This window comes from Vibrio sp. QJM3NY_15 (assembly GCF_057785995.1).
Genome location: NZ_CM173518.1, coordinates 556493 through 581725, shown reverse-complemented (window position 1 = coordinate 581725; position 25233 = coordinate 556493). Strand labels below are relative to the sequence as shown.

Below are 25233 nucleotides of genomic sequence, written 5' to 3'. Positions count from 1 at the left end.
CCAGTAGATGATGACAACGTACGGATTAAACGATAGCATCCCCTTCTAATTGCAAATAGTTCTTAATATCACTCGTTAGAATATGACCACTACCCACAAAGATTATCTAAAAATCGCTTTCCCTTTCATCATCTCAACGGTGACTCAGCCTCTGCTTGGTGCCGTAGATACCGCCGTGATTGGACAGCTTGGCATTGCTGAACTGATCGGTGGTGTGGCGATCGGCACCATCATTATGAACACCATGTATTGGTTGTTTGGCTTTTTCCGTGTAAGTACGACAGGGCAAAGTGCGATGGCCTTGGGTAAGGGCAATCGCTCTGAGTTAGCGGGCAGCTTGATGCGTCCATTTGTACTATCTGGTTTGGTGGGCTTGATCTTCATTTTGATACAACCGCTCATCTGGCAAGGTGCGATGTGGGTGATAGAACCTGAAGCGAACGTGGCTGAGCACGCGCGCATCTACTTCAGTATTTTGATTTATGGCGCGCCTTTTGTGCTGCTCAACTACACCATTATCGGTTGGTTGATGGGGCAAGCGAAAGCTAAAGAAGTCTTATACACACAAGTGTTTGGTAACGTGTTGAATATTGTTTTGGATGCGGTGTTCGTACTCTATTTCGACTTGGGTGTGGCTGGTGTCGCTTACGCAAGCTTGATTGCACAAATCACTACTTTTGCAATTGGTATGACGCTGGTGATGAAGACCAGCAACATCTCGATCTCTGAGTTCCTGCAAGGCTCGAAGATGACCAAGAAAGACCTGGCGACAATCATCTCTTCGAATACCGACTTATTGTTACGTACAATTTGTATCTTGGTGTTCTTCAACATGATGGCGCGTACTGGCTCTAAACTGGGTACCGATGTTCTGGCTGCTAACGCAATCTTAATGCAAGTAACCTTTATTGTGAGTTACATGTTTGATGGTATTGCCAATGCATCGAGTGTGTTCGCGGGCAAAGCGGTAGGACAGAAGAATCCTTCAATGTTGGACTGTGTGTTAAGGCTCAATTTCCAATGGACAGCCGGTTTTATTGCTGCGTTAACGTTATTGACCTTGGTATTTAAAGACAACATTGTTTTCTTGTTTACCGATATCCCAACGCTTGTTGCGCTATACCAAGAGATGGCACCGTGGTTGATTGTGTTCCCGCTGGTGGCTGGCTTTGGTTTAACGGTTTACGGCATCTTTACTGGAACAGGAACTACACGTCCGGTTCGAGACTCTAGCATCGCTACCTTGGCGGTATTCTTGGCTGTACAGGCGTTTTCGGTCGATTTGTGGGGCAATCATGGTCTGTGGTTGGCGTTTACTTTGTTCTATCTTGGGCGTATTGCATTCTTGTATCCGTTCATCGCTCAAGTTAAGCGGAAATGCCTTCCAATGACATAAGTAATAACAGCGACCACAAAGCTGAGGGCATATAGAATCATTACGAAAGCGCCTGACTGTTTCTTGTAGTTAGGCGCTTTTTTGTATCTAACGGATTGTGACCATAGATGGTTTCATAGGCAAATTTTTTGCGATCCGGCTCAATGTCCGCTTTTCATCATACAGGCTTAATGATAGAGTTGTTATGTTATAACATCTACTTATGAGTACCTGTGTGAATGCCCCACTTTTGTCTGTTGACCAATTAACGATCAAAACCTCTTCGAGAACACTTTTCCAAGATATCCACTTCGATGTGTATCGAGGTGAGCTGTTGGCGGTCATGGGCCCATCAGGTATTGGTAAGTCGATGCTTTCACGCGCGATTGCGGGTTTTCTGCCAGAAACGGTTGAGGTTGAAGGTCATATTTCTCTGTCTGGTGAGATCGTATGTGGTTTGCCTATGCTGCAAAGAACCGCAGCACAACGACCTACGGTCATCTTCCAAGATGCCCTTCAAGCCTTAAACCCTCTGGTTTCAATCGAAGGTCAACTTAGTTTGGCATTGACGGGGACTCGCACTAAGCCCAAATCACAAGACAAAATCAAGCTCATCGAATTGCTAGTACAACTTGGTTTCCCTAATCCTGAAACTATCTTGCCGTTATACCCGAGCCAAATTTCTGGAGGGCAACGCCAACGAGTGTGTATTGCGATTGGCTTGTTGAGTAATGCCGACCTCATCATTGCAGATGAACCAACCAGTGCGTTAGATCCGGTGACAGAGCAAGAGATACTCAAGCTGATTCGCGACAATGTTAAGCAGCGACAAATCGGTGGTCTGCTTATTACTCATGACCTGCACAGCGCACTCGCGTGTGACAAGTTGTTGGTGATCGATGATGGCGGAGTGGTGGCTTATGGCGCACCAAAACACGCGCTTGAATCAAGCTCTCACGCTTTCTGCTGTTCATTGAGAGACCTAATCGCATGAGATCGACCTTATTATTAAATTCAGAAGTCTCGCCGTTAATGCCAGTGATTGATTTAGAAACACAAACTCCGATCGAGATTAAGTTCGAGAATGTCGGTGTTCACTATTACTCAATCCCAAGTTGGTTGGGTGGCAAGGCGTTCAAAGCGCTGCAAAACATCGACCTCAATGTTGAAGAGAAAAGTTTAGCCATTGTTGGGCGTTCTGGTGCCGGTAAATCTACGCTGATTGAACTGCTGTTTGGCCTTAAAGAGCCGACGGTGGGGCGAATCAGCTTGTTTGGTCATTCGCTGCCAATTCGTAATAGCAAAGTACAAGCCGCGGTGTGTCGCTTGATTCAATTGGTGCCTCAAGAACCCCACACCAGCCTCAATCCTTACTATACCGTTCGACAGATCTTAGCCGAGCCGCTAAGCAACCTAGATGTTTCTGGTAATCATGAAAGCATCATTGAAGAGAGTCTATCGGACGTTGGCTTGCCAGCCACTTTGTTATCACTGAAATCTAATCAGCTCTCTACAGGCCAAGCTCAACGTGTGGCCATTGCTCGGGCTCTTGTCGTTAGACCCGCAGTTTTAGTCGCCGATGAGCCAACCAGCAGCCTTGATCCGGTGAATCGTCAAAGGTTATTGGACTTATTGAATTCATTGAAAAAAAAGCGCGATATGCGCCTTATTTTGGTGACACACGACCTAGGCGCAGCAAAAGCGCTTTGTGAAGAAGTTTTGGTTCTTGACCATGGCGAAATGGTGGAGTTTGGACCGACCGAACAAGTGATGGGTACACCTGCTCATCCTGCGACTCAGTTGCTGATCGAATCTCAGCCACTGTCGAAATCTACTTGTTAACACAACCTTATTTATTACGAAATACAGCTTACAGAGAAAAATAACTATGCGTTTTAATTCAATCAAACTGGCTTGTGCTCTAGCGCTGGCTCTGCCTTTAACGGGGTGTTTTGACTCTCAACCAGAGTCGAGCGATGCCGCCGTCAAATCTGAAATCCGTGTTGCGATGATGCAACCGCCAAGAACCGGCTTGTCACCACTTTCCGATGACGCTTTTAAGTTATCTCGTTGGAGCACGGCTGAAACACTGGTTAACTTGAGTCCTACTTCGGTAGCACAGCCGATGCTGGCAACGGACTGGAAACAGGTTGATCCATTGACTTGGCAATTTACGGTTCGCAAAGGCGTTAAATTCCACGATGGTTCGACGTTAACGGCAAACTCTGTGGTGAACTCTCTACAAAAAGCGCTTGAAGCAGCACCTAAGCCACGCATTCTAGATGGTGTAGATCTAGAAGTGAAAGCGATGGACAACTACCGCGTAGAGATCAAAACCAGCTTTGATGACCCTCTTCTACCAAGTCGTTTATCAAGCCCTCAATTAGCGATTCTTGCAGCAAGTGCGTACCAAGAAGATGGTCGTGTTATCCCAACAGGCGCGGGTACTGGTCCATTTGAATTGACTGAAATTAACGGCACAACAAGCGCGAAACTGAAACGTTTTGATGGCTACTGGGGTCAAAAAGCACAGGTTGAATCTGTGATTGCAGAATACGTTCCGAATGGTTTTGCGCGCGCTGCGGCTCTAAGAACCGGTACGGCAGACATCGTAGAAGCGGTACCTGTTTCACAAATAGCGACCATTGATCCTGATCTGCTTTACGAAGTAGCGATGCCTCGTACTAATACGCTTTACCTGAACAACAAGTCAGGCGTGTTCAGCGATATCAACTTACGTAAGGTTGCAGCAGGTGCGGTAGACAGAGAACAGATCGTTAGCACTGTATATGAAAACCACGCGGATATCGCACAAGGTTTATTAGGCCCTGCGCTTGCTTGGGCTGAGCCAATTCGACCTGAAGGTCAGGCCGTTGATAAAACGCTAAAAGCGAACGGTGAAGGCATTGTTATCGGTACCTTTACTGACCGAGCTGAGCTTCCAGAAGTGGCAGCACTACTTAAACAACAACTTGAAGCGGTAGGTTTTAAGGTTGAGCTGGATATCCGTGAATACGCTCAGATAGAAAACGATGCGCTATCAGGAAAGTTTGATGCGTTTATCCTTTCTCGCGCAACGGTTCTAGATTCGGGTGATCCGGTGGCTTACATGATGAGTGACTTTGGCTGTAAGGGTTCATTCAACCTTGGTCAATTCTGTTCTCAAGAGGTAGATAAAGCACTGGCTCACGCTGACCTACAACCGCTAGGTGCGCAGCGCCAGCAAGCGATCATCGAAGCTGAGCAAAAAATCTTGAATGACTTTGCTGCGATTCCATTGCTTCACGAACGTGTGATTCAAGGTGAAAGCGAGCGCGTAAGCAATGTGGTTCGTGACCCAAGTGAGCGCCGTTTAGTTGACCAAACTACACAGATCAAACAAGTGAAACAGGCTAACTAAATAGATGCTATCTGCTGAGACTCTGCGTCGAACCTTATTTCTCTTGACGCCTTGGTTATCAAGAATCGCCTCACTGATTGTGGTGGTGATTCTTGTTGGCTTGATGCCTGACATTGCGGGTATCGATCCAAGCCAATCCATTCTGCGTGCGAGGGCGGGGCAACAACATTTGCTTACGCCTGAAGCTTTAGCTGCGGTGAGAGCTGACCTTCAGCTTGACCGTTCGGCAAGCGAACGCCTGATCGACTGGATAGGAAGTGCCTTTTCGGGTGACCTAGGGAAATCATGGATTGATGGTTCTTCGGTTGCACTAGGCATTCAAAAGACAGCGTCGACGTCTCTGTTTCTGATGTCGAGTGCACTTGTGATGACTTTCGTGCTGTGCGGTGCAGGCTTGCTTGCCACCTTGCGCAGTTGGAAGAAGGGCAAATTAGGGCAGAGTTACAGCAGTTTAAGCACCGTATTAATATCCTTGCCAGAGTACGTGGTGGCCTCGGTATTGATACTGGTGTTCTCTATCTGGTTAGGTTGGCTGCCGCCGTATGGTTGGCAAAGTTGGCAAGACATATGGCTACCGAGTTTAGCGCTCGCATTGCCCGCTAGTGGCCTATTTAGTCGCCTACTTAGAGACAGTTTACAACGCGTTTTAAATGAACCTTGGGTGATCACTTGGCTCAGTGCCAACGTTCACTCCAACCAAATTATTCGCTTTGCGCTGAAAAGAGCGCTGAGCAGCCTGATCCCACAAATCGCGATGATCGTGATTGGCTTGACTGGCGGCGCGGTCGCGGTTGAGCTTATCTTCTCGATTCCGGGTATCGGGCGCATGATTTTAGGCGCAGCTAAGGCGCAAGATTTACCAATGTTGCAAGGCGGCCTGTTGGTATTGCTGCTGTTTTCAATTGCCGTTAGCAGCATGAGCCTGTTTGTTCAGCAGTTGATTCTGGGTCACAGCCTGAAAAGCGGTAAGCTTATTAGTAGCCACTCTTCGTTTCGTTTTACGCAAAGCCGCACCAAGCGTGCTGTTGCCTTTTCAATATTCTCATTCCTAATTGCTATTGTGGTTTGGGCGGCATTTCGTGACCCATACACCAGTCAGTTTTCACGTTTAGCTGATCCCAGTTGGCAAGCACCTTTGGGTGCGGATGGCATTGGCCGAGACTTACTGGCGAGAATCGGCTCGGGCATGGTATCGACCTTTCAAGCGGGTATATTGGCAACGTTTTTGAGTTTGGTGACGGGCATCATCATGGGCTTCAATACACGTTTTAGCCAAGGTCTTATCGAGATCACTAAGGGCATTCCTTACATTATTGCAGGCCTGTTGGTTGCGGGCTTAACGGGGATGAATCCGAACAGTGCATTAATCGCTATTGTATTGGTATCTTGGGCGCCATTAGCGGCGCATTGCTCAAGCTTGATCGTGGAAGCGAAGGCTCAGCCTTATACGCATCTCGCGCCATTATGGGGCACCAGCAAGCTTAGAATCTTCCGCTTCTATCTGCTTCCTTATGTGATGCCGCCATTGCTAAGACACGCGTTGTTGAGGCTACCCGTCATCACTCTGAGCCTGACCTCGCTGAGCTTCATCGGCTTGGGAGCGAAGCCGCCTGCACCTGAATGGGGTTTGATGATTGCTGAAAACTTGCCCTACATTGAACGCGCGCCAATCGCTGTCATGGGGCCAATTATTGGTCTGATTTTGTTAGGTTCTGCAATTAACATGATGTTTGATGATTAACGAAAAGAGTCGGTTGCTGAGGTTTCTAAATTGACGATTCGATTGGGTATTCGATTTAGCATTTATGTTGTAACCTTGAGCCCTGCTTTGTAGAGAAGCTTTTTGATCGGCTCAAAAGCTAAACCGACCCTAGTTAAGTGTTAAGGATTCAACATGTATCTTGTTTTGTATTGCCACAATATTGGTATGACCGATTTTTCATTCTTTGAAACAGAAGATTTTGACAAAGAAGAGGGCTATATCGTGCGAGGTAAGTGGCCGAATGAGAAAGCGTTTCGTGATTACTTAACCAAAGAGTTTGGTGACATGAATGAATTCAAAGTGATCGACTTGATCGCCAAAGGCGCAGAAGCAGAACACTACTCGCCAGAAGAGTTGATGCGCCTAGCTCTCTAACCGTTAGCTCTCCAACCGTTAGTTCTCTAAGCGTTAACTCAGTAGCACGTTTAAAATCGAATAAAGAAATGGCAGCCTGATTGGGCTGCCATTTTTCGTTTTAGGTTTAAGTTATTTGCTCGACATCTTGAGTGATGAAATGGAGCTATTGCGCGACTTCGTCCACCAAGTACAAGATTGATTGATACGGAATGCCACTGTGATGTGATAAACCGATCTCACAGGTTCGGCTGTTGCTAAATCCGCGAGTGCAGTTGCTCGGTACTTGTTCTTTGAGTGGGTGCACCGCCGCCTCATTCAGCTCTGGAGTGGTAAAACCTTTATCACCCGCCCAACCACAGCATTGAATATGCTCAGGAACGATGACCTCTTCGGTACAGGCTTTGGCAAGGCTCAACATCGCGCCTTCTAAACCCATTCGACGAGAACTACAAGTTACATGTAGCATCACGGTTTCTTGCAGCGGCTCAAGTGTCAGGTGCTCAAGCAGGTACTGGTTCACAAACCCTGTCGGCTCTAATACCTCTAACGGTTTGGTGAACTGTTCAATACTGCGTTTAGCACATGGGCTGGTATCCATTAAGACTGGGTATTCACCCTGACGACTGGCTTGCCACAACACTTCTTCGAGCTGTTGCGCTTTAGATTGGGCTAAATCGGTCATTCCTTTGCTGTCGTAAGGCATGCCACAACATTGGTCATCTAGCTTCTTCGGAAGAATAACCTCAAATCCGGCTTTGTTAAGCAAAGACATGGTCACTTCAGTTAGAGGGCGTTGGTCGCCCGCATCACTCTGCTGTCCCATGGTTCGACTCGCACACGAAGGCAGGTAAACCACCTTCTTATGGTTGTTTGAGTTTTCCGCCGTCACTGGTGATGAGGTTAGCGAATGACTGTTGGATTGCGGCATCTCCGGCATCCAAACCGGTGTCGCGCCTTTAGTTATTGAGCGCAAGCCGTTGGTTAGCTTGCCGACTGTGTTTGCGCCTAATACTTTGCTCGCCACTTGGTTGGTTTTGAGGCCGGCCTTAGTCAGTTTAGTGGTGGTCGAGAAATGATCCGCTGTCCACTTAGCGATTGGCGTAAATTTCTCGTACTTGGCAATACGAAGCTTCTTAATCAAATCGCCGGTGTTGATTCCCACAGGGCAACGTTCAGCACACAGGCCGGTTGCGGCGCAGGTATCAATGCCTTGATATTCGAAGGTTTTTTCTAGTTCGCTTGCTTCTATTTCTTCACCTGCAGCACGGCGGCGTTGTAGCTCGCGGTACAACACGATACGTTGGCGTGGCGATAGGGTTAAGGTACGAGACGGACAAACAGGCTCGCAGAAGCCACATTCAATACAGCGGTCGACAAGGTCGTCAGCAGCAGGCATTGGCTTCAAATTGGTGATGTGTGAATTTGGATTGTCGTTAATAATAACGCCGGGGTTGAGCAGTCTTTCTGGATCAAACAAGGCTTTGATTTGTTGCATCAAGGCGTAGCCATCTTTGCCCCATTCTAATTCGACATAAGGCGCCATGTTACGGCCAGTGCCATGTTCTGCTTTCAGTGAACCTTGGTATTTCACCGCGACCAGTTCGGCAACGTCATCCATGAAACCGCCGTAGCGGTCGATCTCTTCTTGGCTATCAAAGCCTTGAGTAAACACAAAATGCAGGTTGCCTTCGAGGGCATGGCCGAAAATAATCGCTTCGCTGTAGTCGTATTTATCGAACAGCTCTTGCAGCTCCCGAATGCCGTTAGCGAGGTTTTCGACAGGGAAAGCCACGTCTTCAATGATAACGGTCGTGCCGACTTCACGCACAGCGCCTACCGCAGGGAACATGCCTTTTCGAATGCCCCACAGAGTCGCGACTGTCTTTGGATCGGAAGTGAAAGGTACCGATTCAACAATCGTGTAATCAGCTAATGCATCCAAAATTGATTTACATTGTAAATCTAAGTCCTGCTGGGAGCTGGCGTGTGATTCCACCAAAATAGCCGCGGCTTCTAAGTCCAAGCTTGGCATAAACGCAGGCATACCTGGTTTATCCGCCACTGAGCGCAGCGCTCTGCCGTCCATCAATTCAACGGCAGCAACCGGTGTTTTTGATAGCGTAGTAACGGCTTTACTGGCTTGTTCGATGTCGGCAAACACCAACAGAGCCGAGGCTTTGTTTGGGTGTTCGATCACCGTGTTGTAGGTAATCTCAGCGATGAAGCCTAGTGTGCCTTCTGAGCCAATCATCAGGTGTTTGATGATCTCAATTGGATCGTGGTAATCAACCAAAGCATTCAGAGCGTAGCCAGTGGTGTTTTTGAGGCGGTATTTGTGGCGGATTCTGTCTGCAAGTTCTTGGTTTGAAGCTGTCTGTTGATGTAATTCAACAATGCCTTCAAACAGTTCTTTGTGTGATTGCTTGAATGCCTCAACACTTGCGTTATCAGCCGTATCAAGCAGGGAGCCATCACTCAATACGATTTTCATGCTCTCGACGGTGCGATACGAGTTTTGCGCGGTACCACAGCACATACCACTGGCGTTATTCGCGGCAATACCACCGATTTTACAGGTATTGATAGAGGCTGGATCTGGGCCGATTTTACGTTGGAAAGGGGCAAGGTATTTGTTGGCATCAGCGCCAATCACACCCGGTTGAAGGATGATCTGATTGCCGTTATCTACGATTTCATGACCACGCCAGTCATCGGTCAGTGTGATGAGTACCGAGTCTGAAACCGCTTGTCCTGAAAGGCTGGTGCCCGCGGCGCGAAAGGTAAAATGAATACCGAGTTCGCGACAGCTTTGAATGGTGAATATGACTTCGTCTAAGTTTTTGAGCCTTAGAACCATTTTCGGCACCAAGCGATAGAAACTCGCATCGGTGCCGTAAGCCAATCGCTTTGCCTCTTGAGTGACAATGCGTTCTGTTTCTATTTTTTGAGCCAGTATCGCTTCAAGCTGCTGATAAGCTTGTGCGTCTATTACTCGCTCATGGGGTGTGGTTGTCTCCATCTTTGCTTCCTTGTGCTTCTTATTTGGCACTGTTCAGGGCGTGTTGACCTTTCGTGATTAAATTTTGTTCGAGATAAAAGCGTTTTAATCGCGGCGAGGGGAAGTAGCCTAGTCACTCTAAGCAAATCCCCCTCAACAAAGAGTAAAACGCTTTTAGCCGAACCCTTCGGGCAGCGTTTGCTGGCCATTTCTACTACGTTATCGGCTTCTCATGTAGGCTAGCTACACATCGACGCCTCTGCCTTGTATAAATACCCAGCAACTCGCTGCAAAAATCAGCTCGAAAGATCAACACGCCCTAGCTTTTTATTTTATTTTCCAGTGCTTAAACGGTGTCACAACGGCAGTGGAATTGCTGTGACACCGATTGAACTTCAGTCTAAGTAGACCAAAGCGTTAGTCCGAATCCGAACCTAAATCGTTGAGGTTTAATCTAGCCCTACCAGAGAATCACGAGTTAAGTCTTTGATTGTCTTGGCGCCAGTTAGAGTCATCGCAACGCGCATTTCTTTGTCGTAAAGGTCGAGTAGGTTCTCAACACCTGCTTGTCCTTGCGCTGCTAACGCGTAGACAAAAGAGCGACCAAGCAAGGTGCAGTCTGCGCCCATCGCCATCATGCGAACTACATCTAAGCCAGTACGAATGCCAGAGTCGACCAGAATCTTAGTGTCGCCTTTTACTGAGTCTGCAATTGCAGGCAGTGCTTTAGCACTTGATAAAACACCATCTAGCTGACGACCGCCGTGGTTTGAAACTACGATACCGTCTGCGCCAAATCTCACGGCGTCTTTTGCATCTTCTTCATCAAGAATACCTTTGATGACCATCGGGCCGTCCCAGAAGTCACGGATCCACTCTAGGTCTTTCCATGAAATCGACGGGTCGAAGTTGTCACCCAACCAACCGATGTAGTCTTCCAGTTTGGTTGGAGAGCCGCGGTAAGTAGAGATATTGCCAAGATCGTGTGGCTTGCCTAGTAGGCCAACATCAACAGCCCAACTAGGATGACGCATAGATTGAAATACACGACGAATTGCTGCATTTGGACCGCTCATTCCTGAGTGCATATCACGGTAACGAGCGCCGGGTACTGGCATATCAACGGTGAAGACCAGTGTCGTCACGCCTGCCGCTTTTGCACGTTCCAATACGTTCTTCATGAAGCCACGATCTTTTAGTACGTAAAGTTGGAACCACATTGGGCGCTCAATCTTAGGTGCGACTTCTTCAATCGGGCATATCGATACGGTCGACATCGTAAAAGGGATGCCTTTATTGTCTGCGGCTTTTGCAGCTTGTACTTCGCCACGTCGTGCGTACATGCCTGTTAGACCAACGGGTGCTAAGGCAATCGGCATCGCGAGCTTTTCGCCAAACAGCTCAGTTTCCAAATTCAGATCTGACATGTCATTAAGTACACGCTGCTTGAGTGCGATCTCTGCAAGATCGGCCGTGTTGCGGCGTAGGGTATGTTCTCCGTAAGAACCGCCGTCAATGTAGTGGAAAAGAAACGGTGGTAATTTCGCTTTTGCTGCGGCGCGGTAATCAGTCGATGCGGATATGATCATAATTTCAGTCCTAAATTCTTGGGATGTTGCCCTTCTATGAGAGCTTGGCTTGGGCTGCTTTAATTCTTGAAAAGTAAGTGTTTGTTCTTTCTTAAACAGTGAAGCGATTAACCAGTTAAGCAATTAATCGGTGAAGCAATAAAATGGCGTTAATACCCGAGGGTGTTGATGTGTTTTAGTATCCATTCCGAAACTCATCAACTGTCTTATTAGACGGTGTTGCAGTCGGGGGAATTGAGTATTAACGCCAAGTGCTTTTGTAACGACTTATGCTTTACATAAGTGCGTCTGTCATTTTGAAGCCGTAGATAACCACGAGGCCGATGATTCCTGTCATCACCAAGTAGTAGAACGTTGGGATGATAGTCTTACGTAGTGTTGCGCCTTCGCGTCCTAACAAGCCTACGGTCGCCGATGCGGCTACCACGTTGTGAATCGCAATCATGTTACCTGCTGCAGCACCAACGGCTTGCAGAGCAACAACCACAGCACTAGAGATAGACAGAGTTTGTGCTACTTCGAATTGGAACTGGCTGAACATCATGTTTGAAACGGTGTTTGAACCTGCAATGAAGGCACCTAACGCACCAACCGTGGCACTTAACGCTGGGAATGCGCTGCCGACTAGGTCAGCTGCAAAGTTGGCAGTGGTTACTGGCATACTTGCTAAATCAGCGCCGTTCACACCTGAGTTAATGAAGATACGAACCATTGGGATAGTGAACACCAACACAAAGCCAGCGCCTATTAGAGTTTTGCTCGACTCACCAAAAGCTTTAGCCAGTGGTGTTGCGCTGCGTGATTGCATTAGAACAGCAACCAGTGCGACGAAGACCAAGATACCACCTGGTAGATACAGAGGTTGAATCGCTGTGCTTACGCCTGTCTCGCCAAGGATGTTGCTGAAAGAAAGGCTAACGCTCTTAAGCAGGCCTTTGAACTCAGGGCTCACACGGCTAGCAACTAGAGTGACAGCGAGCAGCACGTAAGGTGCCCATGCCATCGCCATGCTCATTTTCTTATGACCTTTATCGTCATCTAGATCGATTTTCAAAGAACCTAGCCATTCTGCTGGCCACTTGTCTTCGCTTTCGAAATCCCATTTTGATTTAGGTACTAGGAAGCCACGTTTTGCTGCTGTTACAACAATAGCAAGGCCAACCAAACCACCAATCAGTGATGGGAACTCAGCTCCGAGGAAAACACCCGTTAGTGCGTAAGGAATGGTGAAAGCGGCACCTGCGAACAGTGCGAATGGCAGGATATCAAGACCTTCAGTCCAGCTTTTGTTCTTGCCGAAGAAGCGAGTCAGCATCATTGCCATCAATACAGGAATCATCACACCAACGCAGGCATGGATGATCGCAACACTTGATGTGATTTGTTGTAGGTAAGCATCCCATGTTGAACCATTGGCAATCAGGCTTTCACCGATGTTGTGCGTATCCAAACCTTTGTTTACGCCAACGATGATAGGTGTACCCACCGCGCCAAACGATACCGGCGTAGATTGAATCATCATGCCCATCAGTACCGCAGCTAACGCTGGGAAGCCAATTGCAACCAATAACGGAGCGGCGATTGCAGCGGGTGTGCCGAAGCCAGATGCCCCTTCAATGAATGAACCAAAACACCAAGCAATGATGATCGCTTGTACACGACGGTCTGCTGATATGTCAGTAAATCCGTTGCGGATGGTGGTGATAGCTCCGGTGTGTTTCAAAGTGTTTAATAAGAAGATGGCGCCAAACACAATCCAGAGAACCGACACGGTAATGCCGAAGCCTTGGAATACTGAAGCAAGCACGCGAGTGCTAGACATATCCCATGCGAATAGGGCGATAGCAACGGTTAATGCAAATGCCACGGGCATCGCTTTTTTTGCAGGCCAGTTAAGGCCAACCAGCAGAATCGCTGCAACAACTATTGGCGAAAAGGCCAATAAAGCTAGTAGAGTTTCACTCATGGGTACTTCCTCGTACTTGTTTTCAAACGTTCATGTTTGAAGTGAATAACACGTCATTAGTTTTGTAGGTGTAATCTGAATCTCATGGATTCAATTGTTGTAATTAGAGTCGCTTTATTTGTAACCGATGTGATTGCAAAAGCTGTTTTTGTAATTGTTTTGTTAATTTGGCGTGAATTTACCCCTTTATTTTTTATTGATATAGGGAAATAATGAAAATAATTAATTCCAAAATTGGCATAATCAAATGCGAGCAGACGATTTGATCCTGTTTTCACAGGTAGTAGAGCTGGGTAGTTTTAGTAAGGTGGCAGAACAAAATAACCTTACAAATTCGGTAGTTAGCAAGAGAATTGCGCGTTTGGAAGAAGAGATTGGCGTGCAGCTATTATATCGAACCACGCGTAAATTGACCCTGACCGAGGCGGGTAAGGCAATGTTACACGGAGCCAAAAATGTGAAGCAGGCGGCTCAAGAGGCTATGGACGCAGTTTCAGGCTTTGGTGAAAATGTCAGTGGTCATATCAAAATGTCAGTGCCTACTATCTCCGGAGATTTGATTCTCGCAGACGCTGTTGCCGAGTTTTGTAATATGCACCCAGGTTTAACGGTCGATATGTCTCTTAACAATCGATTTGTTGATTTGGTTGAGGATGGTCTCGACTTGGTCATTCGAACTGGTTACTTGGAAGACTCCAGCTTAATTGCCCGTCATATATTGGATTCACAATGGGTGGTGTGTGCCTCGCCGTCTTATATCGCTAAGAACGGTAAGCCGATGCAGCCCAAGGATTTGGTCGAGCACAATTGCTTGCAATACGCTTATCAAACGACAGGCGCCAGTGAGTGGCAGTTCTTACACAGTAAGGATGGCTGTACCGACAACGACAAATACATCGTGCGCGTTTCTGGCTCTTTCTCTACCGATAACGCGACGGCATTAAGAAAGGCCGCTTTGGGCGGTCATGGTGTGGCGTACGTGCCACGTTGTCTGGTGTATCACGATATTCGAAACGGCCAGCTGGTGGACATCTTCCCTGATTTAGTCGGTAAAAAGCTGGGTATTTATGCGGTGTACCCGTTTACGCGCCAGCCACCGAACAAGATTAAGTTATTGATTGAACACATCAGAACGCGTTATCTGACGATTTCACATTATTTTTAATAAGGATCACGATGAGCTATTTAAAAGAGTATCAATATCCAGTCACCAACAAACAGATCGTCAGCGATGACTATTTCGGTCAGATAATCGAAGACCCATATCGCTGGTTAGAAGACGACAGAAGTGACGAAACCGCGCAATGGGTGGCGAGTCAAAATGAAGTCACATTCGATTACCTTGCTCAAATCCCGTATCGCGCAGAACTGCGAGAGCGATTAGCGAAAGCGCAAGACTACAAAAAGAGCTCACAACCGTTTGTGCGAGGGGATTACACCTATTTCTATAAGAATGATGGACTGCAGAATCACAGTATTCTTTATCGTCAGAAAGAAGGTCAGTCGATTGAAGTATTCCTAGATCCGAATACCTTCTCGGAAGATGGCACCACATCATTAGGTTCGGTGTCGTTTTCGAAAGATTACAGCCTAGTGGCGTACAGCATTTCAGAGGGTGGAAGCGACTGGCGTAAGATCTTTGTGATTGATACTGAGACTAAGCAGAAGCTTGAAGCCGAAATTACCGATGCGAAGTTTACCGGTATCTCTTGGTTAGGTAATCGAGGATTTTATTACTCAAGCTACGACAAGCCAGACGGCAGCCAGCTTTCAGCACGTACCGAACAGCACAAACTTTACTTCCATGAGTTGGGTACAGAGCAAGCTAGCGACAAGGTTATCTTTGGTGAGAACAACGCCGATCAGCACCGCTATGTATCAGGCTATACCACCGAAGATGACCGTTACTTGATCATTCTAGGGCGAGAGTCGACATCGGGTAACAGACTGTTCTATATCGATTTAAACTCACCAGAACAAAAGCTGAATACGCTGATTGATCATGTGGATAGCGACACTTATCTCATCGATAACCAAGATGAGACCTTCATTCTATACACCAATCTTGATGCGCCTAATGGCAAGGTGGTGAGCTTTGATACTCGCGATGGTAAATGGCTCGAAATCATCCCTGAAAAGCCACAGCCATTGGATATCAGTACGGGCGGTGGCTACTTGTTTGCCCACTACATGGTCGATGTGGTGTCTAAGATTGAGCAGTTGGATTACCAAGGTAATCGAGTTCGTGAAATTCATTTGCCTGGGCTGGGAACGGCCAGTGGCTTAGGTGGTAAAAAAGAGCAAACTCAGCTTTATTACACCTTTACCAACTATGTAACGCCGCCAACGATTTTCTCTTTCGATGTCGAATCAGGCAATTCTGAAATCTACCAACGCTCTGAGTCTCCGTTTGAGTCGGATCAATTTGAGTCTAAACAGGTCTTCTATACCTCGAAGGATGGCACCAAGGTTCCGATGCTTATCTCTTATAAGAAGGGATTAGTGTTAGATGGCAATAATCCAACCATGTTGTACGCCTATGGTGGCTTTAACGTTAGCCTAACGCCTTCTTTCTCGGGCACGGTTGGTAGTTGGCTAGAACTGGGTGGCGTATATGCGGTGCCAAACCTGCGTGGCGGTGGTGAGTATGGTAAGGCGTGGCACAAAGCCGGAACTCAGCAGAAAAAGCAGAATGTCTTTGACGACTTCATTGCTGCTGCCGAGTTCTTAATTGAAGAAAACTATACCAGTAGCGATAAGTTGGCGATTCGCGGCGGTTCTAACGGAGGCTTGTTGGTAGGCGCTTGTATCACTCAAAAGCCTGAGCTGTTCCAAGTGGCTCTGCCTGCGGTTGGGGTGTTGGACATGTTGCGTTACCACACCTTTACGTCTGGCGAAGGTTGGGCGTACGACTATGGCACATCCGCGCAAAACAAAGAGATGTTCGAATATCTGCTTGGCTATTCTCCGGTTCATAATGTGGTGCGTGGCACGGACTATCCTGCGACATTGGTTACCACCGCTGATCACGATGACCGCGTGGTACCGGCTCACTCTTACAAGTTCATCTCAGAGCTGCAAGATAAGCATGAAGGTGGTGCGGCCGTGATGATTCGTATCGATGTTAATGCGGGCCATGGTGCTGGAATGCCGCTGAGTAAAGCGATCGATCTCACTGCTGATATCTACGCATTTACCCTGTTCAATATGGGAATAGAGTCCCTAGGTTCAATCTAGAAAATACTTAATTTTAGATAACTGGGTATTTGACTCAGTCCAAAAAGCCTCAAAATCTGCCTTAGATTTTGAGGCTTTTCATATAGATGAAAATCAATCAAATTCACATCCAATTCTCTTTGTTTTTCTACACCCTTTTCCGTGATAGCCGCCACCATTACTGATGAAATGAAAGCGATTTCAAGCTGAAATATCACGCATGTTTGTTCATAACTTATTGATCTAAATGTAGTAGTTTTCCCCGTGAATTTTCTAAAAGTTTCATGACATTTAAGCTGATTTATCAGTGTGAACAGTGACCAACTTTTCAACTCTTTCATTGCTTAATATTTCCCTGTTCGATGAAAACTCAAAAAAATAATAGGGAATTACAATGCAAAAATTTAAGCTTATTGCCAATAACGGTCGCAGTGGCGGCTTCGCTTGCTTCACTCTCTTCTTTCGCTGCAGAAACGGATCTTGCTGCTCTAGAACAACGAATCCAAGAGTTGGAATCTCAGGTTGGAGACATCAAGTACACTGATGACCAACAACAAGCGGTTCTAACTTCAGAAACGAATGTACCAGATGGCATTGTCTTCTCTGGTTATGCTCGTTACGGCGCTCACTACAAGAGCGGTGATGAACGTTACGTAGACATCGGTACAACAGGTCGTTCTGTCGGTCGTTTAGGTAACGAAGCTAATGGTGGCGAGGTTCAGCTAGCTAAGCTATTTGAAGCTGACAATGGCGCTATCTGGGACATCGTATTCATGGCTGACCACTGGGAAGCTGACGCTTGGGCTGACGACGGCGGCTTGAGCATGAAAAAAATGTACGCTGGTGTAACCAATGTATTTGAAAGCCAACCAGAACTTTACATGTGGGCTGGTCGCGACTTCCATCAACGTCCGCAACAAGGTTTGAACGATTACTTCTGGATGACACACGATGGTCAAGGTGCTGGCTTTAACAACCTAGATTTCGGCGGCGCGAAGCTAGATATGGGCTTTGTAGGCCAAGTGAAAGGCGGCCTAGTGAATGACAACGGCCGATACGCAATTACTTCTAAACTTCACTCAATTAACGCGGGTATCGGTCAACTAGACCTCTATGCTAACTATGGTTTTGCTTCAGATGAAGCAGACTCAGACGTAGCGGGTGATCCAAAAGTTAGTGATGAAACGGCATACCTAGTAGGTGCAACATTAGGCTTGGGTGCGTCTAACAAGTTAGTTGTTAAGTACGGTGACGGTGCAGATTCATCGGTATATGACCTTAAAGGTGATTACCAGACTTTGTATGCAAGTGTTGAGGGTAGCTACGCGGCATCTGAACAGTTCATCATCGATTACTTAGTGTCTTACAAAGACAATTCTGGCTCAGACTTAGATCGTGAGAATACTGAATACGCGGGTATCGTTCGTCCACAGTACCAATGGGATGACGTTCATTCTACTTGGTTAGAAGCGGGCTACGGCATGGTTGATTACGATGACGACGGTGAAGAGAATGCGTGGAAAGTAACGCTGTCTCAAAACGTTTCTTTGGGTGGCTTACCTTGGAGCCGTCCAATGCTTCGCTTCTACACAACCGTGGGTGATGTAGAAACCAAAGGCAACACAGTGAAGACAACCAATGTTGATACATTGTCGTTCGGCGCAATGTTTGAAGCTTGGTGGTAATCAACAGATAGAAAGAGCAACGCTTTGAATTAGGCATATTTTCAAAGCGTTCATGTTGAAATAGCCATACGTTACAAATAGTAAGTACATACTGTCCATTTTAGCCCTAAAGGCAGATTGATTAGGGCACGTTAAATAACTCCATTCTTGGGCACATTTTATGTGCCCTTTTTTTTCGCCACTAGTTCAAGGAATAACGATGAGACTTTCTTCCATTGTGTCTCGAGTTTATTTAGGTTTCTTCACGCTGATCGTGATCATGCTGGGTAGCGCATGGTTGAGTATTAGCAGCAATAAGAACATAACCTCACACATCGAGACCATCACTCAACAAGCCACCCCTTTAATGCTCCAATCTTCCACGCTTACTATTCGTTTTTTGGATATTAATCGAAGCTCCATTCCTTATTTATCAGCGGATTATGTTGATGAGTTAGAGCCACTCAAACAAGTCGTTGTGAATAACATCGAGCATTATCAGGAGCAATTGAATTGGTTTGAAGGCAAGAGCACGGCAGGGTCGTCTCTTGAATCCATACTCCAGAATATTGATGAAACGGGCGTTGCTACCATCGATAAGATAGACCAGACCTTAAACTTATACGTTTCTTATTTGGATACGAAAGACCTCGGTTCGATGGAGCAGGCACAATTTCAATCGGTAGTGGGTCAACTCAATAATACCTTGGTGAATCAACTGGCGAGCGCGAGCTCAGATGCAACGCAAAAAGCAGTAGAAGCATTACTGGTTCAATTGAGCTTGATTGCGGCAGAAGCCAATGAGGCGTTTTCACTGCAAGCATCATCGGAAGTTCGTGGAGTAGAGCGTCGCCTACAAAGTCGTCACGAGCGATTTGAAGAAGCCATTGCCAATTTGGAGGCGCAGGATCCGGCTTTAGTGCGACGGAGCAAGCAGTCTTTGTCACTGCTCGCTTCCCATGCCTTTTCAGCGCAAGGATCAGTGTCTACGCACATGGAAACCGTTAAGTTGCATGAGTCGATAGCTGAACAAAGAGTTGAGATTGAACAGATGATTGATGTGCAGCTAGGGTACTTCGATGAACTTTCTACGTACGCCGAACACACCGCAACAAACCTGTATCAAGAGTCGATGGAATCATCCAATCAAGCCCTTTTTATGCAGGTAATTATTTCGATTGTATCGGTTCTGATAGCGCTTTTGATCGGCGTTAATATCGCAAAAAGCATCCGTAAGCCAAGCAAGTTGGTACAAGGTGCGTTAGACCAAGTCGCCAACAAAGACCTGAGCTCTCAGGTTCAATATCAAGCCAATAATGAATTTGGTTTAGTGAGCGACAAGGTCAATTTGGTGATCAGCCACTTAACACACGTGATTGAAAACATGCGCCAATCATCGCTGCATTTAAAGGAAGCGTCTCTAGATAATCAAAGTACCAGTGGTTCATTGCGTGAGGCGATGTTAGACCAAAGCAATCAAACAGTAATGGTGGCAACGGCGATGGAACAGATCGAATGTTCCGTGACTGAAATAACTCAAGCAGCCAACCAAACACTGACACTGGTGACATCGGCTGTCACCAGTTCAAGCGCAGGGCAACAAACCATGGGTAAGAATGTTGACCTAATGGGCGTTTTGGAAAGTAAGTTGGCAGAATCAACAAGCACAATCGACAAACTTGAGAAAGAGAGTGCCAGCATTGGTTCTATTCTTGATGTGATCTCCGGTATTTCAGAACAAACTAACTTGTTGGCATTGAACGCAGCCATTGAAGCTGCTCGTGCTGGCGAGCAAGGTCGAGGGTTCTCTGTGGTCGCCGACGAAGTGAGAGTGTTAGCCGCAAAAACCAATGCATCAACGCAAGAGATTCACCATAAAATTGAACGGCTTCAAAACAGTTCTAAATTGGCTGTTGAACAAATCAATCAGTGCGTTGCAGATATGGCGCAATGTGTTGAGCAAACGGGTGAAGTGAATCAATCCATATCGACCGTGTATGGCTTGCTCAATGAAGTCGAACAAAGAAGCCATCAGATCGCAACGGCGACCACAGAACATCAAGTTGTCGCGTCCCAAGTGACGCAAAGTATCAGCCAGATACATGAATTGGCAGAAGAAAACTCCCAGCGTTCACAGGTCCTCTTTTCCCACGGTCAGCAATTAGAAATCATGTCGCAACAGCAATTCTCACTGACTCAAGAGTTTAAGTTACCGAAGCCATCTGAAAATAAGGATTAGACATCTATCTGAGTCTTAATGATTGCATGCCCAGCTTTTTGCTGGGCATTTTTGTGTCGGGTCAGCGGAGCATTAATGTGAGTGTTCATGAGATGAAATGTTCTCATACAATTTCGAAAGGCCATTGAAACAACAAGGCCACTTTCCCCGTGTATATTGCCTTCAGCTGCGGATTCATCAACAAATTACGCTTCAAAAAAATGGATTTTGGTGTACTTTTTTGATCTGGCGAGCAAGTAATCGAACGTCATCTTGATAATATAAACAATAATCTCATGAAATAGTTTCATGGCGTGAAGTTAATCTGTAAGCGCTTTCATGATTTCCACAACTGGCATTTTTACCTCCAACTTTAGTGTGATGACACTCACTTCAACCAAGACGCCTTTCTTTAATAATCGTTTTGTAAGCGGTTACAAGCTAATGAAGTATCGAGGTTCGAGTGGCGACAATTAAACACGTATCAGAACATGCAGGTGTGTCTCAGGCGACAGTGTCTAGAGTTATTAATGGCACTAGCAGAGTCAGTCATGACAAGAAGCTAAAGGTTGAAAAAGCGATCAAAGAGTTGGGTTATCGCCCGAACTCTATCGCTCAAGCTTTGGCGTCAAGTCGTACCGGTAGTGTTGGTGTTGTTGTTCCAGAACTTGGCGGTTCTTTCTATTCAGGCATCTTGCATTGCATAGAAGAAAACCTACGCCGCTTTGGTTACCACGCTGTCGTTACAGCGGGTTCGAACACCGAACAAGGGCAGCGCGAGTCTGTGGAGTTTCTGTTGGGGCGTCGTGTTGATGCTTTGATTCTTCATACTCAATTGCTCAGTGATGATTATTTAATTGAATTGGAAGAACAGGGGACCCCTGTGGTTTTGATTAACCGCTTCATCCCAGAAATGGCGATGAGTTGCATTGATATTGATAACGAAGTCGGGGGGCTACTCGCTACTCAATATCTTTTGCAAAAGGGACATACAGATATCGCGTGTATTACCGGGCCTTTAGATAAAGCAGACGCTAGGGGGCGTTTGCAGGGGTATCGAAAGGCCTTGGAAGAAGCGGGTGTGCCATACGATGAAGCCTTAGTCTCGGAAGCGGGCTTTACTGAAGAGACGGGCATCAGTGCTATGAAGAAGCTGATGAATCGTAAGTGTCATTTCACCGCAGTATTTGCTTCGAATGATCACATGGCATTTGGCGCCTTTGAGGTGCTGCATCAAGAGGGGCTGTCAGTTCCGAAAGATGTATCACTGGTGGGCTTCGATAACACCATCTTCGCGCGCTATCTGACCCCTAGTTTGACCACCATTAATTTCCCAATTGAAGAGATGAGCATTGAAGCTGTGCAGCTCACTCTGCAAAAGCTAAAGAAAATAAAACATGACGTGAACTTTAAATTGCTGCCGACGTTGGTCACTAGAAACTCGGTATCGGATTTACCAGTTACCCTATAAAAATATTAAGGATAGAACATGAAATTTAAGACCTTAGCGCTTTCATGCGCGGTTGCTTTAGGATTAGGTACAACAGCTGCAAATGCAGCAGACAAAGAAATTCGTTTCGACGGTTTCCCTGATTTCGATAGCAGCCTAAAGGTATTACTGCCTGATTTCGAAAAGGAAACGGGTATCAAAGTTGATTACCTTATGAACAACCACGGTGACCACCACACGAAACTGACAACGAACCTTGCAACAGGTTCTGGTGCGGGTGATGTGATTGTTGTGGACGTTGAGAAAATTGGTCCATTCGTGGGTTCTGGTGGCCTAGTTAACTTGTCTGAAAACTACGGTGCAGATAAGTACGAAGAACGATTCGCACCTTACGCATGGGCACAGGGCAAAGGCGCTGATGGCGATATGTACGGCATCCCTGTCGACCTTGGTCCTGGCGTTATGTACTACCGCACTGACGTATTCGAAAAAGCAGGCATTAATGTAGAAGACGCAATCAAAGATTGGGACTCATACATCGCTGCTGGTGAAAAACTGAAAGAGCAAAACGTACAACTTATCGCTTCGGCAGCCGACGTGGCACAAGCGATTATCTTCACGACGGTTCCTGAAGGTGAAGGTTTGTACTTCGATAAAGATGGCAACCCAGTTGTGACATCAGAGCGTTTTGTACACGCTTTTGAAGTAGCAAAAGAGATTCGCGACAAAGGCTTAGACGGCCGCATTCTGGCTTGGTCTAACGAATGGTACGAAGGCTTCCGCAACGGCACATTTGCAACTCAACTTTCTGGCGCTTGGCTTCTTGGTCACCTAAATAACTGGATTGCTCCTGAAACTAAAGGTAAGTGGGCAGTAGAAAACCTACCTGATGGCATCTACGGCAGCTGGGGTGGTTCATTCCTTTCTATTCCAACTCAATCAGAAAACCCAGATGAAGCTTGGGCGCTTATTGAATACATGACGACGGATCGTGAAGTACAGCTTAAACACTTCGAAACGATTGCTGCTTTCCCTGCGAACATCACCACGTATGACGATGAGCTTTTCCAAGAAGAGATGGAATTCCTAGGTGGGCAAAAAGCTCGTCTACTGTTTGCTGAAGTGGCACAGAACATCAAACCAGTATCTCCAGCACAAGGCGACCACGTTGCACGTTCTATTATCTTAGAGAACGCATTGATGGAAGTACTTGATGAAGGCAAAGACATCAAGACTGCGCTTAAAGAGGCAGAGCGTCTAATCAAGCGTCGCACGCGTAATCTTTAATTTGTTTTTACTTTAAGTAAGTGAGGAAGCGTGGATAACGCGCTTCCTTTTTAAGAGGTCGTTACTATGAATCATACAGCGAGCACAACGATAGAACCTGCGGACAAAAGCCTTTTTTCTCGTCTAAATTTGAAAGCGCTTACACCGTATGGATTTCTTCTGCCGTTTCTGATCATTTTTTCTGTATTTGGGATCTTCCCGCTGTTGTTCTCTGTTTACCTGTCGTTCCACGAGTGGAACCCAGTAAGAGGCATGGATGCGATGGAGTTCGTTGGTTTTGAGAACTATCACATTGCTTTAACGGACCCATGGCTATGGCGTTCATTGAAGAACACGCTTTGGCTAGCAATCACTTCAGGCGTGGCTCAGCACTTAGTCGCTATTCCAGTGGCTTACATGTTGGTTTCAATGGGTGACCGTATGCGTCACTGGTTAACATCGGCGTACTTTCTACCGTTCATTACATCAACGGTCGCAGCGTCACTGATTTTCTTCAATATGTATTCTCCTAACTCAGGAATTATTAACCAAACGCTAATGGCTCTGGCCGATAGCACGCTGTTTGGTTGGGCATTCGCTTGGGTTAACGATTTTCAACCAATCCGTTGGTTAGACGATGCCACTATGGTGAAGCCGTCTATTGCAATCATGGTTTTCTGGAAATACACCGGTTTTAACATCGTCCTTTACACCACGGGTTTAATGACGATTCCTAAAGACATCTTAGAAGCTGCACGTATGGATGGTGCTAATGCCTTCCGCCGCTTCTGGAACATTTCACTACCAATGATTCGCCCATTCATCTTCTTTGCTATCACGATGACCATCATCGGTAACCTGCAAATGTTTGAAGAACCGTTCGTACTAACACGTGGTACAGGTGGTACTGGCCAATCTGGTTTAACTATCTCGATGTACCTCTACAAAGTGGGTTGGGAATGGCTAGAAATGGGTACAGCATCTGCTATCTCGTGGTTACTGTTTGCACTCATCGCGACTTGTACATTGGTTCAATTTTTACTCTTCGGTAAGAAAGGCTTAGGGGAACATTAAGATGTCGACATCAATTAAGACAAATACCTCACCACTAAGTGGACTGATGCCAAGCGAACGCAGCATGTTCATTCTGACTAAGATCTTGATGGTCATGCTAGGTATCTTACTGGTTGTTTCAGCGCTAATTACAGTCTTTCCATTTGTATGGTCGGCACTGCTATCAACGCGTGACCGTTCTGAAATTTTCGGCACGGGCATTAGCTTTGCGATTGGCGATAGCCTGGCGATTAACTACGCCAAATTGCTTGAAATCATGCCGTTTTGGAAAGCGATGTTTAACTCGATTTACGTGGCTTTCTTAGGCACCACCATCTCGCTGCTGTTTTGTAGCATGGGTGGCTACGCGTTTGCTGTGTTTAAGTTCCGTGGTAAGAACGTGTTGTTCGGCATGCTGGTTGGCTCAATGGCGATTCCGCCTGTGCTTAGCTTGATCCCTTACTTCATGATCGTGAAATTCTTAGGCTTGTTGGATAACCACATGGCGGTATGGCTACCGTTCACTACGACACCATTTGGTATCTTCTTGATGCGTCAGCACGTGATTGCATCGATTCCAAAAGAGCTACTTGAAGCAGCGAAATTGGATGGTGCAGGCGAGTTCAGAACGTACTGGAGTGTGGTATTGCCACTTATGAAGCCTGCACTCGCAACATTGGCTATCGTTCAGTTCGTTTTCTTCTGGAACATGTTCATGCAGCCTCTCGTGGTGCTAAACAACCCAGATAACTATGTTATTACGCAAGCACTTCGAAGTGTTCAAGGTATTCCGAATACGCCATGGGGCGCGGTAATGCTAGGCACCACAATTTCTATTTTACCACTCGTGATTACTTACTTGTTCGCATCGAAACAGATGATCAGTGGTTTAACGTCCGGCGCAGTCAAAGGTTAGGTT

General features: G+C 46.5%; 18 protein-coding genes. 14 read left to right on the top strand and 4 right to left on the bottom strand.

Translation table 11 applies throughout. The features are described 5' to 3' along the window. The first annotated feature begins 82 nt into the window (after positions 1 to 82). The 6 genes from AC3CKG_RS19010 to AC3CKG_RS18985 all read left to right on the top strand — a co-directional run bounded on the left by AC3CKG_RS19010 (position 83) and on the right by AC3CKG_RS18985 (position 6912). Positions 83 to 1396 (top strand): MATE family efflux transporter, encoded by a 1314-nt coding sequence (locus AC3CKG_RS19010; protein WP_488529803.1) that lies wholly within the window; start codon positions 83 to 85, stop codon positions 1394 to 1396. 214 nt (positions 1397 to 1610) lie between these two features. Continuing rightward, positions 1611 to 2369, top strand: a complete 759-nt coding sequence (locus AC3CKG_RS19005; RefSeq protein ID WP_488529802.1) for an ATP-binding cassette domain-containing protein — start codon at positions 1611 to 1613, stop codon at positions 2367 to 2369. Further along, positions 2366 to 3217, top strand: a complete 852-nt coding sequence (locus AC3CKG_RS19000; RefSeq protein WP_488529801.1) for an ABC transporter ATP-binding protein — start codon at positions 2366 to 2368, stop codon at positions 3215 to 3217. The genes AC3CKG_RS19005 and AC3CKG_RS19000 overlap by 4 nt, the downstream gene beginning before the upstream one ends. Before the next feature lie 46 nt (positions 3218 to 3263). Further along, entirely contained in the window at positions 3264 to 4775 is a 1512-nt protein-coding gene (locus tag AC3CKG_RS18995; RefSeq protein WP_488529800.1) for an ABC transporter substrate-binding protein, read from the top strand. Positions 4776 to 4779: 4 nt separating this feature from the next. After that, the gene (locus AC3CKG_RS18990; protein WP_488529799.1) at positions 4780 to 6516 is read left to right on the top strand and encodes an ABC transporter permease subunit; all 1737 of its coding nucleotides are present in this window, start codon (positions 4780 to 4782) and stop codon (positions 6514 to 6516) included. A 153-nt stretch (positions 6517 to 6669) separates the two neighbouring features. Next, on the top strand, positions 6670 to 6912 hold the full coding sequence (locus AC3CKG_RS18985) for a hypothetical protein (protein ID WP_488529798.1): 243 nt from the start codon (positions 6670 to 6672) through the stop codon (positions 6910 to 6912). A 145-nt stretch (positions 6913 to 7057) separates the two neighbouring features. On the opposite strand, the gene AC3CKG_RS18980 is transcribed toward AC3CKG_RS18985, so the two are convergent. The 3 genes from AC3CKG_RS18980 to AC3CKG_RS18970 all read right to left on the bottom strand — a co-directional run bounded on the left by AC3CKG_RS18980 (position 7058) and on the right by AC3CKG_RS18970 (position 13447). Then, positions 7058 to 9913: an FAD-binding and (Fe-S)-binding domain-containing protein gene (locus AC3CKG_RS18980; RefSeq protein ID WP_488529797.1), complete on the bottom strand. Its 2856-nt coding sequence runs from the start codon at positions 9911 to 9913 to the stop codon at positions 7058 to 7060. A 428-nt stretch (positions 9914 to 10341) separates the two neighbouring features. Next, a complete protein-coding gene (gene lldD, locus AC3CKG_RS18975) occupies positions 10342 to 11481 on the bottom strand; it encodes an FMN-dependent L-lactate dehydrogenase LldD (RefSeq protein WP_488529796.1) in 1140 nt (379 codons plus the stop codon). Positions 11482 to 11755: 274 nt separating this feature from the next. After that, complete coding sequence (locus AC3CKG_RS18970; RefSeq protein ID WP_281054024.1) at positions 11756 to 13447, bottom strand: L-lactate permease; 1692 nt, start codon at positions 13445 to 13447, stop codon at positions 11756 to 11758. A 247-nt stretch (positions 13448 to 13694) separates the two neighbouring features. Here AC3CKG_RS18970 and AC3CKG_RS18965 point away from each other — a divergent pair, with 247 nt between their 5' ends. Together AC3CKG_RS18965 and AC3CKG_RS18960 are read left to right on the top strand one after the other, a co-directional pair. Further along, positions 13695 to 14612, top strand: coding sequence for a LysR family transcriptional regulator (locus tag AC3CKG_RS18965; protein ID WP_009846145.1), 918 nt, complete (start codon positions 13695 to 13697; stop codon positions 14610 to 14612). Positions 14613 to 14623: 11 nt separating this feature from the next. Continuing rightward, positions 14624 to 16684 carry a prolyl oligopeptidase family serine peptidase gene (locus tag AC3CKG_RS18960; protein WP_488529795.1) on the top strand — a complete coding sequence of 687 codons (2061 nt, stop codon included), beginning with the start codon at positions 14624 to 14626 and terminating at the stop codon, positions 16682 to 16684. Here the strand turns inward: AC3CKG_RS18960 and AC3CKG_RS18955 are convergent. Then, the gene (locus tag AC3CKG_RS18955) at positions 16681 to 17004 is read right to left on the bottom strand and encodes a hypothetical protein (RefSeq protein ID WP_488529794.1); all 324 of its coding nucleotides are present in this window, start codon (positions 17002 to 17004) and stop codon (positions 16681 to 16683) included. The two genes, AC3CKG_RS18960 and AC3CKG_RS18955, sit on opposite strands and share 4 nt — an antisense overlap. Positions 17005 to 17025: 21 nt before the next feature. Between AC3CKG_RS18955 and AC3CKG_RS18950 the strand changes: the two genes are divergently transcribed. The 6 genes from AC3CKG_RS18950 to AC3CKG_RS18925 all read left to right on the top strand — a co-directional run bounded on the left by AC3CKG_RS18950 (position 17026) and on the right by AC3CKG_RS18925 (position 25230). After that, positions 17026 to 18348, top strand: coding sequence for a carbohydrate porin (locus tag AC3CKG_RS18950; protein ID WP_488529793.1), 1323 nt, complete (start codon positions 17026 to 17028; stop codon positions 18346 to 18348). A 199-nt stretch (positions 18349 to 18547) separates the two neighbouring features. After that, entirely contained in the window at positions 18548 to 20566 is a 2019-nt protein-coding gene (locus tag AC3CKG_RS18945; RefSeq protein ID WP_488529792.1) for a methyl-accepting chemotaxis protein, read from the top strand. Positions 20567 to 21008: 442 nt separating this feature from the next. Next, positions 21009 to 22016, top strand: a complete 1008-nt coding sequence (locus AC3CKG_RS18940) for a LacI family DNA-binding transcriptional regulator (RefSeq protein ID WP_012601182.1) — start codon at positions 21009 to 21011, stop codon at positions 22014 to 22016. Between the two features lie 18 nt (positions 22017 to 22034). Continuing rightward, entirely contained in the window at positions 22035 to 23282 is a 1248-nt protein-coding gene (locus AC3CKG_RS18935) for an ABC transporter substrate-binding protein (RefSeq protein WP_009846151.1), read from the top strand. Between the two features lie 66 nt (positions 23283 to 23348). Then, complete coding sequence (locus AC3CKG_RS18930; protein ID WP_009846152.1) at positions 23349 to 24335, top strand: carbohydrate ABC transporter permease; 987 nt, start codon at positions 23349 to 23351, stop codon at positions 24333 to 24335. A gap of 46 nt (positions 24336 to 24381) precedes the next feature. Then, positions 24382 to 25230 (top strand): carbohydrate ABC transporter permease, encoded by an 849-nt coding sequence (locus AC3CKG_RS18925; protein ID WP_017097772.1) that lies wholly within the window; start codon positions 24382 to 24384, stop codon positions 25228 to 25230. Positions 25231 to 25233: the final 3 nt, after the last annotated feature.